Origin of the sequence: Pseudooceanicola aestuarii (genome assembly GCF_010614805.1) — a bacterium.
Taxonomy (GTDB): Bacteria; Pseudomonadota; Alphaproteobacteria; order Rhodobacterales; family Rhodobacteraceae; genus Pseudooceanicola; species Pseudooceanicola aestuarii.
The window spans coordinates 436,637-450,071 of sequence record NZ_JAAFZC010000002.1 but is presented as its reverse complement, the minus strand read 5'-3'; the positions used below and the strand labels follow the sequence as shown (position 1 = coordinate 450,071).

Annotated in this window: 16 protein-coding genes; 4 read left to right on the top strand and 12 right to left on the bottom strand. The window is 68.0% G+C overall.

The genetic code is table 11. From position 1 onward, the window contains the following. Positions 1 to 24 precede the first annotated feature (24 nt). From sctS to G5A46_RS14995, 11 genes are all read right to left on the bottom strand, one after another. Positions 25 to 294, bottom strand: coding sequence for a type III secretion system export apparatus subunit SctS (sctS, locus tag G5A46_RS15045; protein ID WP_163850659.1), 270 nt, complete (start codon positions 292 to 294; stop codon positions 25 to 27). 12 nt (positions 295 to 306) lie between these two features. Continuing rightward, positions 307 to 951: a type III secretion system export apparatus subunit SctR gene (gene sctR / locus G5A46_RS15040; RefSeq protein ID WP_239520966.1), complete on the bottom strand. Its 645-nt coding sequence runs from the start codon at positions 949 to 951 to the stop codon at positions 307 to 309. 16 nt (positions 952 to 967) lie between these two features. Then, a complete protein-coding gene (gene sctQ, locus G5A46_RS15035) occupies positions 968 to 2,023 on the bottom strand; it encodes a type III secretion system cytoplasmic ring protein SctQ (protein WP_163850657.1) in 1,056 nt (351 codons plus the stop codon). Then, the gene (locus G5A46_RS15030) at positions 2,020 to 2,778 is read right to left on the bottom strand and encodes a hypothetical protein (RefSeq protein WP_163850656.1); all 759 of its coding nucleotides are present in this window, start codon (positions 2,776 to 2,778) and stop codon (positions 2,020 to 2,022) included. The genes sctQ and G5A46_RS15030 overlap by 4 nt, the downstream gene beginning before the upstream one ends. Then, on the bottom strand, positions 2,775 to 3,272 hold the full coding sequence (gene sctO / locus G5A46_RS15025) for a type III secretion system stalk subunit SctO (protein ID WP_163850655.1): 498 nt from the start codon (positions 3,270 to 3,272) through the stop codon (positions 2,775 to 2,777). The genes G5A46_RS15030 and sctO overlap by 4 nt, the downstream gene beginning before the upstream one ends. Beyond that, on the bottom strand, positions 3,269 to 4,678 hold the full coding sequence (sctN, locus tag G5A46_RS15020; protein ID WP_275585269.1) for a type III secretion system ATPase SctN: 1,410 nt from the start codon (positions 4,676 to 4,678) through the stop codon (positions 3,269 to 3,271). Before sctN ends, sctO begins: the two co-directional genes overlap by 4 nt. A gap of 9 nt (positions 4,679 to 4,687) precedes the next feature. Beyond that, positions 4,688 to 5,293 (bottom strand): type III secretion system stator protein SctL, encoded by a 606-nt coding sequence (gene sctL / locus G5A46_RS15015; RefSeq protein WP_163850654.1) that lies wholly within the window; start codon positions 5,291 to 5,293, stop codon positions 4,688 to 4,690. Next, positions 5,290 to 5,985 carry a hypothetical protein gene (locus tag G5A46_RS15010; RefSeq protein ID WP_163850652.1) on the bottom strand — a complete coding sequence of 232 codons (696 nt, stop codon included), beginning with the start codon at positions 5,983 to 5,985 and terminating at the stop codon, positions 5,290 to 5,292. The genes sctL and G5A46_RS15010 overlap by 4 nt, the downstream gene beginning before the upstream one ends. Before the next feature lie 100 nt (positions 5,986 to 6,085). Beyond that, positions 6,086 to 6,892 (bottom strand): type III secretion system inner membrane ring lipoprotein SctJ, encoded by an 807-nt coding sequence (gene sctJ / locus G5A46_RS15005; RefSeq protein WP_163850651.1) that lies wholly within the window; start codon positions 6,890 to 6,892, stop codon positions 6,086 to 6,088. Positions 6,893 to 6,914: 22 nt separating this feature from the next. Then, complete coding sequence (gene sctI / locus G5A46_RS15000; protein ID WP_163850649.1) at positions 6,915 to 7,460, bottom strand: type III secretion system inner rod subunit SctI; 546 nt, start codon at positions 7,458 to 7,460, stop codon at positions 6,915 to 6,917. Positions 7,461 to 7,539: 79 nt separating this feature from the next. Continuing rightward, on the bottom strand, positions 7,540 to 7,902 hold the full coding sequence (locus G5A46_RS14995) for a tetratricopeptide repeat protein (protein ID WP_163850647.1): 363 nt from the start codon (positions 7,900 to 7,902) through the stop codon (positions 7,540 to 7,542). Between the two features lie 132 nt (positions 7,903 to 8,034). On the opposite strand from G5A46_RS14995, the gene sctV reads away from it, so the two are divergent. Genes sctV through G5A46_RS14975 form a run of 4 tightly spaced genes read left to right on the top strand, consistent with a single transcriptional unit; the run spans position 8,035 to position 12,162 of the window. After that, entirely contained in the window at positions 8,035 to 10,167 is a 2,133-nt protein-coding gene (sctV, locus tag G5A46_RS14990; RefSeq protein ID WP_204318766.1) for a type III secretion system export apparatus subunit SctV, read from the top strand. Further along, a complete protein-coding gene (locus tag G5A46_RS14985) occupies positions 10,164 to 10,982 on the top strand; it encodes a MotA/TolQ/ExbB proton channel family protein (RefSeq protein WP_163850645.1) in 819 nt (272 codons plus the stop codon). The genes sctV and G5A46_RS14985 overlap by 4 nt, the downstream gene beginning before the upstream one ends. Next, positions 10,979 to 11,446: a hypothetical protein gene (locus tag G5A46_RS14980; RefSeq protein WP_163850643.1), complete on the top strand. Its 468-nt coding sequence runs from the start codon at positions 10,979 to 10,981 to the stop codon at positions 11,444 to 11,446. The genes G5A46_RS14985 and G5A46_RS14980 overlap by 4 nt, the downstream gene beginning before the upstream one ends. Further along, positions 11,443 to 12,162: a hypothetical protein gene (locus tag G5A46_RS14975; protein ID WP_163850642.1), complete on the top strand. Its 720-nt coding sequence runs from the start codon at positions 11,443 to 11,445 to the stop codon at positions 12,160 to 12,162. Before G5A46_RS14980 ends, G5A46_RS14975 begins: the two co-directional genes overlap by 4 nt. Here G5A46_RS14975 and G5A46_RS14970 read toward each other — a convergent pair. After that, positions 12,144 to 12,722 (bottom strand): hypothetical protein, encoded by a 579-nt coding sequence (locus G5A46_RS14970; RefSeq protein ID WP_163850641.1) that lies wholly within the window; start codon positions 12,720 to 12,722, stop codon positions 12,144 to 12,146. The two genes, G5A46_RS14975 and G5A46_RS14970, sit on opposite strands and share 19 nt — an antisense overlap. Between the last annotated feature and the right edge of the window lie 713 nt (positions 12,723 to 13,435).

Sequence of the window (13,435 nt, the reverse complement as noted above, 5' to 3'; positions counted from 1 at the left end):
ACAGGCCTGGGGATCACGCCCCCTTCAGTTCACGATGGAGGGGAAGGTATCGAACAGTTTCATCGTGAAATTCAGCATTTCGGAGCCAAGGATCCCCGCCATCGCGGCGATCGTTACCGCGACCGCGATCAGCTTGACCGCAAAGGACAGCGTCTGCTCCTGCACCTGGGTCAGGGCCTGCAACAGGCTGACCACGATCCCCACGACCGAGGCGACGATGATCGGCGGCAGTGACAGGATCATCACCAGCATCATCGCCTCGGTGATCTGGAACATCGCGTCTTCGGGTGACATGGGCGCGCCTCCTCAGCCGCTGTAGGTGGTGATCAGGCCCAGAATCAACCGGGACCAGCCGTCCACCATGACGAACAGGAACAATTTGAACGGCAACGAGATGGTCAGCGGCGACACCATCATCATCCCCATGGCCAACAGGATGTTGGACACGATCAGATCGATGGCGATGAACGGCAGGTAGAGCAGGAAGCCGATCTCGAACGCCTCTCGCAATTGGGACACGGTGAAGGCGGGCAGGATGATCGCCAGGTTTTCCTCGTTCGCGGCGGCGGCCAGACGGGGCGGCCAGATCTCCTGCGCCGCCTCCACGAAGAAGGTGATTTCGCGCAGGTCCGCATGTTTGATCAGCCAGTTGATCAACGGTGTCTTGGCGGCATTGAAGGTCTCTGTCACGGCGCCGACGGAATCAAACCTGTATTCGCCGGAGGACAGGATGTCGAAAGTTTCCACCAGCACCGGGGCCATGATGTAGCCGGATATGATGATGGCCAGCGCGTTCAGCACGATGTTGGGCGGAATTTGCTGCACGCCCAGGGCGTTGCGCACCAACAGCAATACCACCGACAGCTTGATGAAAGACGTTGCGACAACGGCGATGAACGGGATCAAGCCCGCCACCACCAGCCCCAGGATAAGGTTAAGCGGATCAATCACCGCGGCGTGCCTCCGTTCAACCTGTCACGATATCGGCGATACGCACGGCCAGCGTGCCGTCGATCTCCACAAGGTTGCCCGCGCCAATGGTGCGGCCGTTTGCCAGCAGGCGCACAGGCTTGCCCGGTTCGGCGGTGCTGTCGCCCAGCGGTACCAGCGCGCCGGGGGTCAGCGCCTGTAGCTCCGCCAGGCTCATCTGGCGGTCGTCCAGCACCACGCTGACCTGCACCGGCAGATCATCCAGCCGGGTCAGCGGTGTGTCGTCGGCCGGGGGTATGGCCGCGGTTTCGGGAAGGCTGTCATCCGGGGCAGTGGCCGAGAGGTCCGGGGCGGTTTCTGGGTCCGTGTCGGTCATGCGGATCTCCTTGACGATAAGCCCTTCGCCCGAGGGCTCCAGGATCAGGGAAAGACGGGGGGCCAGCAATTCGCGCCGGATGGCGGAGGTGCCGGTCAACAGAAGATCCCCCGGCGCCAGGTCGCGCAGCGCGGCCAGCGGCAGGGCGATGCGGCCCAGAGCGATGCGGCATTGCACCGGGATGGCGGCGGCCAGCGCCGCGGCCAGGGGGGCGGGGCGGCCGGGGCTGGTGACCAGCCCTGCGGCCAGCGCGGTCAGGCAGCGCGCGCTGCCCCCGACCAGCAGCACGGCAGGCGCGCCCCAGCCGGGATCGACCTGTAGCGAAAGCCAGGTCCGGGCTTCGGGCGGGGCGTTGCCCGGTGCCACGGGCGTCACGGACAGGAGCCGCGCGGCCAGGGGGGCGGGCGCGATCTGGCGCAGCAGGTCCCAGACCCCCGAGACCACGATTTCGCGCAGGTCCGGCGGCAGGTCGTCCAGCTCCGCCAGCGCCAGGTCAACTCCGGTGGCCGCGCCCAGCGGCATGTCCTGCAAAACCAAGGTCAGAGTCCCGGCCTCTGTCTCGGCAGTGGCTGCCAGCGCGCCCACCGCTCCCTGCGGCGGACGGGCCTCAACCAGGGTAAAGCCCAACTGGTCCAGTCTCACCGGCTGGCCGAACCAGGCGGCGATGGCGTTCCAGATCGCGATATCGGAGACAAGCGGCCGGTGCAGGGCATTCATCGCCGCATCCCTCCGGGGCGTAGCGGGTCAAAGGCGGCAGTGTCGGGCGCGGTATCCTCGGCTGTGCGGTCCTCTGCCTGCTGAATGCGGATAGCGCGGGCAGGATAGCGCGCTGCCAACGCCTGAGCCAGCACAGCGGAGGCCTGCGCCAGGTTATGCGCCTCCGCTCCGGGGGGCAGATGAAGTGTGACCACCAACTCCTTGGCCGAAAAAGCCAATTCCAGGCTCTGCACGCCCAGGGCCGGCACCGGAAGATCCATTCGCAGCGCAACCTTCCCATCGGCGCCGGGGCGCAGCATCTGGGCTTCGGCGGCGCGCAGATCGGTGGCGATCCGTTCGACCACGCTGGCGATCTGGCTGCGGGTTTCCGCCGGTGGTGGCGTGCTGGCGGGCGCTGGTGGCGCATGAGCCGGCAGGGCGGCAAGCAGGGCGCCCGGCTGACGGTCGTCGCCCTTCGTCTCCTCCTCCTCCTCATGCGCGCCGGCCTGAGTGCCGCGCGGGCCGGGGGGCTGGCCGACCGGCGGTTGAAGGGTCTGCGCGCCAGCCCGCATCGCGGCATCCAGCCGGGTGGCAAATTTCGACGTGGCGCGTGGATCGGGCGGGCCCGTGCGGCCACGGGCCTGGCCGAACTGGTCCCGTCCGGGGGATGCGCCGCCGCTGCCCAGCTGCGCCTGCGCGCCCCGGTCCTGGTCCGCGCGGGTGGCGGCGGAATCACGGGGCGTGGCGGTGGGCGGCGGCGGGTCGATGCGGCTCATGACGGGGCTCCCACAGGGGTCGGCGCGGGGCGGGGCCGGGAAAACAGGTCTTCGATCTCGGCCTCTTCGGCGGCGATCTGGGCCTCTGCCAACTCGGCTGCCAGGTCTTCGGTCAGAGTTCCGATCTTCTCGACCTCCTGCTGCTTGCGCTTCAGCTCCGCCTGGGCGGCGGTGACGGCCTCCCGGGCGCGGATCACGCGGTCGCCCGCGCGGTCGCGGCGGTCGATCAGCTTCTGGTGTTCGGCCAGCAGGTGCAGCACTTCGTCCTTGGCGTCGTCCACCGCGCCCATGCCGACGACCTGTTGCAGGATCCGGTCGAAGATTGCGCGTTCCCGGTCGGGCAGGGTGGCCGCGCTCTGCGTGACTTCGGCGATCAGCGCCTGGTGCCGGGTCTCTGCCTCGGCCAATTGGGCCCGCGCGGCCATCAGCGCCCGCAACGCCTTGTCCTCACGCAGTTTCTTGACCCGTTCAAGCATGCGAAACTGGCGGATCATGCGGTCACCTGCGCCAGTTTCTGCAAGGTACTCTCATAGGGGTCCAGATCCTGGGTCCGCTGCCGCAGGAAGTCGCGGATCGCCTCCTGCTTGTCGATCGCCAAGTCGGAGCGGGGATCGGTGCCGCGCTGATATTCTCCGATCTTCACCAGAAGTTCGACCTCGTCATAAAGGGCCAGCCATTCGTTCACCTTTCCGGCCATGTCGACATGTTCAGGTGAGACCACCTTGTTCATCACCCGGCTTTTGGAGGCGAGGATGTCGATGGCCGGGTAATGGTTCCGCGCCGCCAGCTTGCGCGACAGGATGATGTGCCCGTCCAGGATGGAACGTGTCTCGTCCGCGACGGGTTCGTTCATGTCGTCGCCCTCCACCAGCACGGTATAGAGCGCGGTGATGGAGCCCCGTTCGTTCATGCCCACCCGCTCCATCAGCTTGGGCAGGGTGGCAAAGACCGAAGGGGGGAACCCACGGCGGGTGGGGGGCTCTCCCGCTGCCAGCCCGATCTCCCGCTGGGCGCGGGCGAACCGGGTGACGCTGTCCATCAGGAACAGCACCTTCTTGCCCTGATCGCGGTAATATTCGGCGATGGCGGTGGCGACCGATGCGGCCTTTGCCCGCTCCATCGAGGACTTGTCGGAGGTGGCGACCACGACCACGGATTTCTTCACCCCTTCGGGGCCAAGGTCGTGTTCGATGAATTCGCGCACCTCCCGGCCGCGTTCTCCGATCAGCGCCAGCACGGTGATGTCCACATCCGCGCCGTTCACCAGCATCGCCAACAGGGTGGACTTGCCTCCGCCGGCAGCGGCAAAGATGCCCATCCGCTGCCCCTCGCCACAGGTCAGCATCCCGTCGATCGCCCGCACCCCCAGCGACAGCGGTTCCGAGATGATGCGCCGGGTCATCGGGTCGGGCGGGGCCTGATAGACGGGGTAATGGGTTTCGGGGACAAAGGGATCGTCGCGCCCGTCGATGAAATTGCCGAACCCGTCCAGCACCCGGCCGCGCAATCCTTCGCCCACCGGGACCGATTGCACCCGGCCCGTCGGCACCACCTCGGTCGAGGGGGATACGCCCTGCGTCTCGCCGATGGGCGACAGCAGCGCCTCCCGCCCCAGGAAACCCACGACTTCGGCCGCGAGGTGGTGGCCCGTCTCCCGGTTGTAGAGATCGCAAAGCTCGCCGATCTGCACATCGGGGGCAATGGCGTGGATGATCGTGCCCACGACCTTCTGCACCCGGCCGGTCATCCGGTAGGGCTGGAACTGCGCAAGCCGCCGTGACATGCGGTCCGGCATGGCATCAATGCGGGCGGCGATGCGGTCGTCCGGCGACGGGGCATTGGACGGGACTGTCGCCGCCGGGGGGGCGGTCCGGTCCTGCGGGGCGGTGGGCGTGCTCATCGCATCCCCCTATCCGCCCGTCAGAAGGGCGCGCAGAGTGGTCAAGGTGTCGTCCAGCGCGAAGGTGACGACGCCCAGACCGGATTCGATGCGCAGGTCGGGCGTGCTCAGCTTCGCGTCGGAGATGAGGTCGATCAATTCGACCTCGGGGTAGTCTTCCTTGATTGCGGGCAGGGCCTTTCGCAGATCCTCGATCATGTCGGGGGCGGCGTGCAGGCGCACGCGTTTCTCGCTGCGCATGGTGGCCAGCGCTGTACGGGCGGTGCCGCGCGCCAGCTCGGGACGGTCGAAATCGGAGATGATCTCGCGCAGGGCGGAGATGATCAGACGCGCGATCTCGCCCTCCATCCGGGCCAGGGCCTGGTCCAGGGCACGGCTGTCGCCGGCCAGCCGGGCAGCGGCGTCGCGGGCCGCCTGCGCCTGGCCCTCGGCCAATCCGCGCTGCTTCTCCGCCTCGTAGACCTGTCGGGCTTCGGCGCGAATACGGCTGGCCTCCGCCTCGGCGCTGCGGATGAGAGCTTCGGCTCCGTCAAGCGTGGCGGCATCGCGCGCCTTGAGGACCGGACCGGCGGAGAGACCATGGCCATGCAGGCGCAGGGTGTAGAGATCGCTCATTCCTCCAGCTCCTGCGCGATCAGGCGCCAGGCGGCGCGGTCCTGGGCCTCGTCGGTGACAGGGTCGGCAGCGGCGGTCGGATGGCGTTTGCGGAACAGGGTGGCCAGGGTCGCGTCCTGCATGTTGATCAGCCGGGCAATCAGGCCAAGGCCGAGGGCGGGCACGGGGTTGGGATCGGTGTCGCTGCGCGGAAGGGCAAGGGTTTCGGGCCAGAGTGTCGCCAGCGGCGCAGCAAAGACAGAGGCCTGCCGCATCCCGAACGCCAGCGCGGCATCGCCCAGCGACAGGCGCAACGCCTCCCGGTCGGCGCGCAGAATGGCATGGCGGATGCGGTCCTGCGCCATGGCTCCGGCCAACAGCCGCGCCAGCGGGTCGATGACCTCTGGCGGTGCCAGCACACAACGCAGCGCCAGGCGGGGCCGGTCGGCGCTGGCCAGGCGGCGAAAGAACGCGGCATCGAAGGGCAGGGCGGTCAGTCCGGCGGCCCGCGCCATCGCACGATCCCGACAGCGCCGTCCCAATGGTCCATCGCCCAACCGGGCCGCCAGGTCGGGCGCCAGCGGCGCTGCGCTCGTGTCCGCCTCGGGGGGGGCAGAAAGGGGCGCGGTCGGGTCGGGGAAATGATCGGATGGGCGGGCCAGCAGCGCGGCCAGCTCCAGCGTCATGCGGCCCGAAACGGCGGTCAGGTCCATGGCATGTCCTCCGCACCCGCACCCCCACGGCGCGCCGATCCGGTCACGGGCAAGGGCGCCGCAGAACGGGCGGGGCCGCCGGATCGCACCGCGCACCGCATCAGGCCGGATCCTCGTCCGCAAGGATCACACGCAGGCGGCGCGACAGGCTGCTGCTGCGCCAGGCCAGGGCAATGGTGGTGATCAGCAGCAGCCCGGCCAGACCGGCCAGCCCCCCGGCCCACATCCAGAATCCTTGCGTCGCCTCGGGGGTCAGAGACAGGCCTGGCAGAACCTCCCGCGTGCGTACGGCGGCGCCCAGCATTTTTTCCTCGGGGTTGAGGTTTGGCTGTGCCTCCACCAGCACAACGGTCACGGCCTCGTATTCGACCCCCTCGATCGCGTTGGCGACCAGACGGCGGATCTGCGGCATCAGGAAATCCAGATCGAACCCGGCACGCTGCTTGATGAAGACGGCGGCGGAGGAGGGTTTGACCTCCTGACCCAGCTCCGGCGCCTCGGGCATGACGATATGCACCCGCGCCACCAGCACGCCATCGATCTGTTGCAGCGTCTGGGCGACGTCCTCTCCCAGAGCATAGACATAGCGCACGCGTTCCTCGAAGGGAGAGGATACGATACCGGATTTGGCGAAGACCTGGCCGATGCTTTCGCGGTTGTTGCGGGGCAGACCGCGCGCATCCAGAACGGCCAGCGCGGTCTGCACCTTGTCGGTCTGCACCGAAATGGCAAAATTCTCGTCTCCGCCGGACAATTTCTGCGCGTCGATATTGGCCTCCAGAAGGGCGCCGAGGATCTCGTTCGCCTCCCGCTCGGTCAGGTTGGTGTGAATCTCGGTCTTGCAGGCGGCCAGCGCCAGGCAGACCAGAAGCGCCAGCAGCAGCCGGCGCGGAAAGATATGGATCACGCGCATGGTTCCGGTGACACCCTCACTGGCCTTTCATCAGGCTGTCGAGCGCCTGCGTGGACTTGCCGGCCAGCTTGGAGCTGACATCGACCAGCACGGAATATTGCACCACCTCCGTCTGGATCGCGACCAGGGTGGAGACATCCATGCGCGTGCCGTCGGTATGGGATTTCACCGCCGCAAGGCTGTCGTCAAAGGTGCCGCGCAACCGTTCCAGCCCGTTCAGGATGGAGCTGCCCGGCCCCTGGTCGGCCTGCGGTGCCAGGTCCAGCCCGCGCAATGCCCGATCCGCGGGGGAGGTGCTGTCCAGTGCATCGGCGGTGCGGGTCGGGTTGATCGGCGCGGCGGGGTCGGTCGCCTGAACCGGGCGCGCGTCGGTGATCGCGGCACCTGGCGGGGTGGCGGTGGTATCCAGCTGCGCCAGCTGCATGGCGGGCTGACTGCCCTCCGTCTCGAAGGCGCGGCGCATCGCGTCCTCGAACCGGCCCAGACTTTCGGCGGAGGGGCCGGTGCCGGGCTGCTGGCCCATGGGCAGCGCGGCCGCGTTTGGGGTGACGGTCAGGCTCATCTTTCGTATCTCCCGGTCCCGCGCGCGCCCGGCGGGGCGGCGTGTCCATCCTGTGCGACGGTGGCCATGCCGCGCCGCGTCATGCCTCTGCCAGGGCTCCGTCGGCCATGGCGGTCAAAGTCTCTGCCGCGCCGGTTTCGTGCAGTTCGTCGCGCAATTCGCGGGCGGTGTCGCGGTCGCCCAGCCGCGCATGGGCCAGGCAGCGAAAGGCGATGATCGTGTCGCTTTGCCGGGCCTTTTCCAGAACCTGCACGGCGGCCTGCGCCTCATTCGCCGCCAGGTGCGTCAGGGCCAGCCCGATCGGGCCTGTCTCCTCCTCCGGGCGAAGACGATGCAGGGCGGAAAACACGACCTCCGCCTGCTGCGCCATCCCGCGTGAGATGCCCAGGAATCCGATTTCGGCCAACAGTTTATAGCCTTCGGTGTTCAATTCGATGGTCATGCGTCCCCCGGCCTTGTCCGGGCATTGTGCATGAAACCCGAAACCGGCCAATGACTTCTGTCACACCCTGCGCCATGCCGGGCTGCTACCTCGGGATCTGATCTTCGAGGGCGGCTTCGCGGATCGTTGCGGATGTCAGCGCGAACGGAAGTCATGCAGAAGATCCTGACCACCCTGTCCAAGCGGAACGACGTGATCCTGGCGTTCCTTCTGATCTGCATCGTCTTCATGATGATCCTGCCGCTGCCGACGCAGTTGGTGGACGTGCTGATCGGCATCAATCTCTGCATTGCGGCGATCCTGCTGATGGTGGCGATCTACCTGTCCGAGGTGGTCGCGTTCTCGGCCTTTCCCTCCATTCTGCTGCTGACCACGCTGTTCCGCCTGGCGCTGTCGATCACCACCACACGGTTGATCCTGTTGCAGGCCGATGCGGGCGCGATTGTCGAAACCTTCGGCAATTTCGTCGTTGCCGGGAACCTGGTGGTGGGGGCGGTGATCTTCCTGATCCTGACCATCGTGAACTTTCTGGTGATCACCAAGGGGTCGGAACGGGTGGCGGAAGTGTCGGCGCGGTTCTCGCTGGATGCCATGCCCGGCAAACAGATGTCGATCGACAGCGACATGCGCGCCGGCATGATCGACATGAAGGAGGCGAAGAAGCGGCGCGGCAAGCTGGAGAAGGAAAGCCAGCTGTACGGCGCGATGGACGGGGCGATGAAATTCGTCAAGGGCGATGCCATCGCCGGGCTGATCATCATCTTCGTCAACATCATCGGCGGCATCATCGTCGGCACCACCCAACTGGGCATGACCACGAACGAGGCGCTGTCGCGGTTCGCCATCCTGACCATCGGCGACGGGCTGGTCAGTCAGATCCCGGCGCTGTTCATCTCCATTACCGCCGGGTTCATCGTCACCCGCGTGAGTTCCGAGGAAAACGACAACCTCGGATCGGACATCGCAAAGCAGCTGGTGAACGAACCCAAGGCTTTGCTGATCGCCTCGGGTATTCTGGTGGGGTTTGCCCTGATCCCCGGATTTCCGACGACGGTCTTTCTGGTATTGGCCGTGCTGACAGGTGTCGGCGGCTATTTCCTGATGAGCTCGCGCCGCACCGCTGCCGAGGCCCAGGGCAGCAGCCAGATGCCCGCGCTGGCCGCCGCCGCGCGGCCGCAGCTGGAAATGCCCAGTTTTCCCAAGGACGGAGAAATCGAACCGATCGAGGAGGTCGAACCGGTCACCTTTGCCCTGACCGTGCCGCTGATCGTCGATATCTCCTCCTCCGTGCGGAATTACATCGAACCGCGCCGGCTGGATTCCGAAGTCGCGAAGGTGCGGCGCGCGCTCTACTTCGATCTTGGCGTGCCTTTTCCCGGTGTTCATCTGCGTTTGAACGACACGCTGGAGGCGGATGAATATCGCATTCTGGTGAACGAGATCCCCGTGGCGCAAGGCAAATCCCGTCCCGGATCGCTGATGGTGCGGGAGACGGAACAGAACCTTCAGATGTTCGAGATCCCATTCGAGCGCGGAGAGGACTTCCTGCCCAACACCCCCTCCCTGTGGGTGGCGGGCAAGCATGAGACGACGCTCCGCAAGGCGGGCATCCAGATGATGACCCTGCCGTCGATGCTGACCTTTCACCTGGCCCATACGCTGAAGGACCACGCGGGTGAATTCATCGGGGTGCAGGAGACGATGTACCTGATGAACCAGATGGAACAGAATTTCGCCGAACTGGTCCGCGAGGTCACGCGCACCTTGCCGGTGATCACCATCGCCGACGTGCTGCAACGGCTGGTGAGCGAGGAAATCTCCATCCGCGACATGCGCACCATCCTGGAGGCGCTGGTGGAATGGGGCCAGCGGGAGAAAGATCCGATCCTGCTGACGGAACATGTCCGGTCTGCCCTGAACCGCTATATCACGCATAAATTCTCGGGCGGGCAGAACATCATCTCGGCCTATCTGCTGTCGAAAAGCATCGAGGACGAGGTGCGGGGCGCCATTCGCCAGACCTCCGGTGCCAGCTACCTGGCGCTCTCACCGGATGTGCACAAACGGCTGATCGCGGCGTTGCAGACCTCGGTCGGGGATTTCAGCCGCCATGCGCTGAAACCCGTGGTGCTGGCGCCGATGGACATCCGCCGGTTCTTCCGCAAGATCGTTGAACGGGATTTCCCCGAGCTGGCGATCCTGTCCTTTCAGGAACTGTCGCCGCAGGTGAACATCCAGCCCCTGGAACGGATCGAGCTGCGATGACGGGCCGTGGTCCCGCGCTTGTTCTGGCCGCTGCCGCCGCCGCGTTGTTCTGGATCGGGCAATTGGCGGGGCTGCTGGGGCCGGTGGGCGCGCCGTGGCTGTCGGGGCTGGGCGGTGCCTTCCTGGCCCCGCCGCTATTCCTGTTGGTGGCACCGCGTCCGAATGTGCTGTGGCGGATGGCCGGAGGAATCCTGGCCGTGGCGCCGGTGCTGGCGGTCCTGCTGATGGTGTTGCGCCCGGCGGTGGTCGCACAGGGCGCGGGACCGGCCGGCGCACCGAACCTGGACGCGATGCAGGCCTGGCCGATCCTGCTATGTGCCATTGCCGCCGGGCTGGCCCTGATCCTGATGGCCGGGGCCGAGGGGCGCGGCCCCGGCCCCGCCCCGTGGTTTCCGACCGGCGCGGCGCTGTTCGCCCTGCTGTTGAGTGGTCTGGCCATGGCGGGCCTGCCTGCGCAGATCCTGACCCGGACGCCGATCCACGCCGCGTTGGTGCTGCTGGCCGCGGTGATCCTGGCCGGTCTTCTGCTGACCCTGGCAGACAGGGCGCTGACCCCGCGTCTGGACCGATTTCTGCGGGCGCTGATCGGATTGCTGCCGCTGTTGGGGTTCACCGGCACGATCCTGGGGATCATGCGGGCGCTGGACGGACTGCCGGATGTCTTCGCCACACCGGCGGGGGAGGCCGATCTGTCGCCCTTGCTTTCCGGGCTTGCGACGGCGTTCGAGACGACGTTGATCGGCCTGCTGGCAGCGGTGAGCGCAGGATTCCTGCTGGCCCTGCTGGGGGATGCCCTCACGGGTGAGGATCCTTGACCGACAGGTCGCAAGGCGATCCGGCGCTGATTGCTTCGGACCTGTTTTTCGGCGTGTCGGCCATCCTGCTGATCCTTGCCGTGCTGGTGTTCGCGCCGCTGCGCGACCTGGCCCTGCGTGCCGCCACGCCGGTGACGCGGGGCGCTGCGGTCAGCCCCGTGGCGGAGATGTCCCGGCCCGCGCTGCTGGCGCGGGCGACGGGTCTGGACATGACCGTGCCCGATGCACCTCCGGTCCACCTGCCGCTGGACCGGATCGGTGCCGGCCCACTCGCCAGATGGGCCGCAGGGCTGGACGGCGTGCCGCTGCTGATCATCACCCCCGATGGCGGCGAAAGCGCGTTTCTAGCCGAACCCGCTCTGGCGGCAGCAGGTGTCGCGCGGATCGACCGGGTGCGGCTGACCGTCTCCTGCGCAACGCTGCGCTGGCAGGGCGGAAAGATCCTGTGCCGGGGTGCGCCATGATGACCGGCACGGCCGATGCGCCGTTGGGTCGATGGTTGGCCGATATCGGGGCGAACCTGCTGTGCGTGGTGATCGTGATCCTGCTGGTCCTGTCGCGTGCGCCGGTTGATCAATCCCCGGAACGATCCGGTGTCCAATCCGCTGACATGTCCCTGCCGATCTACCGGGCCGCGCCTCTCTCGGGGGCAGAGGGGGTGACCCTGCTGTCCCGCATGGCACTGCCGGGGGAGCCCGGTCGCCTCTTGCTTGACCTGCGCCGCGATGGCGTGTTCATCGCCGGCAGTGACCAACCTGTCGATCCGGCGGGGCTGGTCGCAGCTGCGGGCGACGGGGGTGCGACGCTCTACCTGCATGATCCGGCGTACCATGCGCAGGTCCGCGCGTCGGCGGACCGTGCCGGGATGGTCCTGCGCGAGATCACGGTCCCCCAGGCGCTGCGTGACCTGGATGGATCCGGATGGGCGCCCGAATACCTGGCCGCGCTGGACGGCGTGCGCAGCCGCGCGGGGTTCGTGGCCGTGCTGCGGCGATTCCTGGGGGCCGCGGCGGGGCGTGGTCCGGACAATTCCCCGCCGCCCCCCCCGCGCCGCCACGCGCTGCGCGATCTGGTGGGGCTGTTGCAGCTGGGCGGGAACCTGGCCTGCCTGGCGCTTGGCGGGCTGGGGCTGGCGGTGATCTACCGGCGCGGCCGCAGGGGTCAGATCGGCAGGCGCTGACGGCTGGCGCTGGCTTTGCGCCCCGCGATGCCACCATTGCGCACCGCCTCCATCTCGGCGGCTTCCTCGGCACTGAAGAGGGTAGAGGCGGCAAAGCCCGCCAGCACGTCGTTCACCGCCTGGCTGAGCAGCGCGAACAGGCCCAGGAGGCTGTGCCGTTCCTCGGCGGCGATGGTCTCCATCTCCTTGCGCAGACGCCGGACCAGGGCAAAGCCCGCGCCAACCTTGGCCAGGTATTCGGCCATTTCCTCGGGAGACATGGCAGCCAGCGTGGCGCCCACCTGTTGCAACACAGCCTTGCTCCCCGGCGCCCCGTCGCGGGCAAAGGCGGTGGGATAGGGCCAGCCCGGCAGCATTGCCGCGTTGAAGATCACCAGGTTGGCCGTGCCACGGGCATCCGCTCCGCCAGGGGGCGGGGTGAGGCCCGTGGCCTCCGCCGTGGCGAGGATCTGCAACGCCGTGCCGAGGGCCGGGGGCAGGGACGCGGCCGGGGGCAGGGCGGCGGCGCGTCCGGTTTCTCCGCCCCGCAGGATCGCATCTCCGGCACTGGCGCTCAGCATGTCGGGCGCGAGGGGGGGCGGTCCGTTGCTCGTGATGGCCGCTATCGGCTGTCCCGGTCGTTCCCCTGCGACGCCGCTTGGCAGGGGGGGGGTGTTCGGGGATCTCGCCGCCGTGCCCGCCGATGGGAATGGCCGTGCCGGCGCCGTCCCCTGAACGGGGGCGGCTGCACGCGTGCCGGGCGGTGTCGGCTGCGGTCCAGCGCCGGCGGCAAGGCCGGAGGAATGCGCCGGGTTGGGCGCCGCGCCCGGTCCTCCCGATGGCGGCGTGCCTGTCCCCGGCGCATGGACGAGACGGGGCGGGGTGAGGGTCGCCAGATTCGCGCCCGTCCATGCCCCCTGTGGTCGGACAGTTGCGTCCAGCGGCGGAGCTGAGGTCGCTGCCGGACCGGAACCTGGGGCCGTGCTGGGGGGAGCGACGTTGCCGGAGGGCAGGGCGGGGCCCGGCTGCGCACGACCGGGCTGGGGCGGCGTGACCGGCCTGCTGTCCAGAGAGGAGCCCTGCCCCGGCGAGGTGGTCACAGGAGGCTGTCCCCTGGGGGAGCCGTGCGGTGGATCGGCGGCGCGGACAGCGAACCCCTGCGCAGGCGCTTCGGAGCGCGCGCTGGCCGGACCGTGGCTGCCGGTCATGGCGGGATGTGTTCCCCCGGAACCCGCCAGGGGTGGACCGATGGCGGGGCCTGCGGCGGCAGCACGGGAAAGCTGCCCGCCGGGAT

Excerpts from the sequence above, each read along its gene's own strand:
- G5A46_RS14985 (WP_163850645.1), top strand. The coding sequence starts at position 10,164 with ATGACGGGCCGTGGTCCCGCGCTTGTTCTGGCCGCTGCCGCCGCCGCG.
- sctL (WP_163850654.1), bottom strand. The coding sequence starts at position 5,293 with ATGAGCGATCTCTACACCCTGCGCCTGCATGGCCATGGTCTCTCCGCC.
- G5A46_RS14970 (WP_163850641.1), bottom strand. The coding sequence starts at position 12,722 with ATGCTGAGCGCCAGTGCCGGAGATGCGATCCTGCGGGGCGGAGAAACC.
- G5A46_RS15010 (WP_163850652.1), bottom strand. The coding sequence starts at position 5,985 with ATGGACCTGACCGCCGTTTCGGGCCGCATGACGCTGGAGCTGGCCGCG.
- G5A46_RS14975 (WP_163850642.1), top strand. The coding sequence starts at position 11,443 with ATGATGACCGGCACGGCCGATGCGCCGTTGGGTCGATGGTTGGCCGAT.
- sctN (WP_275585269.1), bottom strand. The coding sequence starts at position 4,678 with ATGAGCACGCCCACCGCCCCGCAGGACCGGACCGCCCCCCCGGCGGCG.
- sctI (WP_163850649.1), bottom strand. The coding sequence starts at position 7,460 with ATGAGCCTGACCGTCACCCCAAACGCGGCCGCGCTGCCCATGGGCCAG.
- sctS (WP_163850659.1), bottom strand. The coding sequence starts at position 294 with ATGTCACCCGAAGACGCGATGTTCCAGATCACCGAGGCGATGATGCTG.
- G5A46_RS15030 (WP_163850656.1), bottom strand. The coding sequence starts at position 2,778 with ATGAGCCGCATCGACCCGCCGCCGCCCACCGCCACGCCCCGTGATTCC.
- sctO (WP_163850655.1), bottom strand. The coding sequence starts at position 3,272 with ATGATCCGCCAGTTTCGCATGCTTGAACGGGTCAAGAAACTGCGTGAG.
- G5A46_RS14995 (WP_163850647.1), bottom strand. The coding sequence starts at position 7,902 with ATGACCATCGAATTGAACACCGAAGGCTATAAACTGTTGGCCGAAATC.
- sctV (WP_204318766.1), top strand. The coding sequence starts at position 8,035 with ATGTCAGCGCGAACGGAAGTCATGCAGAAGATCCTGACCACCCTGTCC.
- sctQ (WP_163850657.1), bottom strand. The coding sequence starts at position 2,023 with ATGAATGCCCTGCACCGGCCGCTTGTCTCCGATATCGCGATCTGGAAC.